Below are 2,317 nucleotides of genomic sequence, written 5' to 3'. Positions count from 1 at the left end.
GGCGTTACTGTCGCGGTACTCAGATCATCCGACGTCCAAGTGACGGAATCACTCACATCTGATGAGGTACCATCACTGTAGGTGGCTGTCGCGAGTAACTGTTGTCTCTGACCTGCCACGACGGAAACCGAAGGCGGTGTGACCGAAATCGCGGTGATGAACGCAGCGCTGATCTCCACGTTCACTGTGTTACTGGTGACGCCATCTTTGAAGGCTGTAACAGTCGTGTTGGCGACAGCGTTCCCCGATAACACACCAGTAGGGGTGACCGTGGCTGTCTGTGGCTCGTCAGAGGTCCAAGTGACGGAATCACTCACATCTGATGAGGTACCATCACTGTAGGTGGCTGTCGCGAGTAACTGTTGTCTCTGACCTTCCACGACGGAAACCGAAGGCGGTGTGACCGAAATCGCGGTGATGAACGCAGCGCTGATCTCCACGCTCACTGTGTTACTGGTGACGCCGTCTTTAGTGGCGGTTATCGTTGTTTGGCCGACATTGACGCCAGACATAAAGCCTGTCGGCGTTACTGTCGCGGTACTCAGATCATCCGACGTCCAAGTGACGGAATCACTCACATCTGATGAGGTACCATCACTGTAGGTGGCTGTCGCGAGTAACTGTTGTCTCTGACCTGCCACGACGGAGACCGCTGAAGGGGTAACGGTGATTGAAGTGATGGCAGCGTTGGTGACCTCGACATCCACAGTATTACTGGTGACGCCGTCTTTAGTTAGATAAACAGCGACCTCCCCAGTTGTATTCCCCGTTGAAAATACGCCCGGTTTAGAAAAAAAACCAATCTCCTCGTTACTTGTACGCCAAGCGCTTAAGCTTAAATCTGCGAGTACCTTTGAGGATCCATCTGAGTAATAACCTGTGGCGATGAATGCTTGTTTGTTACCTTTGGCCAAGATTAACCGACTTGTTCCATAAGTTATTGTTGAGGATACGCTAATATCGATCCTTTCTAAGGTTAACTTTGTTTTTACAACTTCTTCTGATGATTCTAAATTACAACCTGTCAAGAATAATGAGGAAAGAAAAAATAATACAAGTGAATATAGTTTAATCATTTTTATTATATCTCGTAGCTATACTTAATTTTTGTTACAAGACAACCAACTGGAAGTAAGACAACCAATCAATCATTAAGCGTGGTTCTCTGACCTTTTGGGCTGATATAGAAACGGTAAGTGGCTGAGCTCAAAGCAAACAGAATAAGTGCGGTAAGCTACCCATAACTTTTCTCTTGATAAAAATTAATTTGGTTGACTGTATTGAGCTAATGATAGTCAGCTTAGGTTGTGGGTTGGTATTAATTTAATTATTAAGCGCCAAACTTCCAATGAGGTCCTATAAATTAATTACACATAAATAATATTAAAATCACTTTCCGTGTAAGAGGATATTGTTATATTTAAAATAGAGAGGTAGTTCAAAAGTTACCTAAGTCGGTTCCCGAGTCTAAAGCGGAAACAAAATTGACCTTAACGTATTTTAACTCAAGATAGTAACTAAGCTCGGCTGTAAGGAGGTTATCAACAATGGTTTATCAATGGGCTGTATTTCGTCATCAGCGTCCTATTTTCGGGGCAGGGTGTGAATTATTTGTTGTCATGCTCGCTTTTTTATCAATAGCCTTACCTCTGATATATGAAGAAAGCTTATTTATACTGGGAATATCTTCAGGACTTGCCATCATTTGCTTTACTCTATTTTTACTTTTTGCCCAAAGTGACAAGCTCAGAAGGTCAATGTCTAGCTAGGATCTGCCCCCATTAAGTTTACCAGAGCGGGCTCAAACTTGATTTCAACCTGCTCAATTAGACTTACTTAATTATTATTTTCTAAGTGTTTGTATTTTATATTGGAACTTGCAATTTATCTAAAGTAGAGCAACTCACGCTCAGGAAACACTGCTTGTCGCAAAGGGCATCAACGTGCACACTCGATCATATGGCTGTACCGAAAAAGACGTAGCTCGTCTCAAAACACGACCCGCTTGAATGCCGAGAACGACCGGAATATCGAAACAAAATTCAGACATCTTGATGACCTTAACTGATAAGCGCTTGATAAAAACCTTAATTTTCATAAAGGCAAGAGAGAAAAGCCTTAGCCGACGTGCGATGCTCGGACATATTTTCTATCATCTTTTCAGCTTTCTTCTCGTAGACCTCGCCTCTGATCTGTTTAATGATGGTAGTGTTATCACACACAAATACTTACCCCCTTACCTCGTTTAAATTCACCTAAATCACGTCAGCGGAAATCGTATAACGTATAACGTATAACGTATAACGTATAACGTATA

The 2,317-nt window shown here is 42.7% G+C and carries 1 protein-coding gene; it reads right to left on the bottom strand.

Annotated features, from left to right (window positions below; all coding sequences use genetic code 11):
* Nucleotides 1-914: Ig-like domain-containing protein (locus H5300_RS25350; RefSeq protein WP_259397945.1), on the bottom strand; the 914-nt coding region annotated here is incomplete at its 3' end.
* Nucleotides 915-2,317 lie beyond the last annotated feature (1,403 nt).

This window comes from Vibrio sp. SG41-7, from assembly GCF_014164465.1.
Taxonomy (GTDB): domain Bacteria; phylum Pseudomonadota; class Gammaproteobacteria; order Enterobacterales; family Vibrionaceae; genus Vibrio; species Vibrio splendidus.
This window is presented reverse-complemented; position numbering and strand designations above follow the sequence as displayed.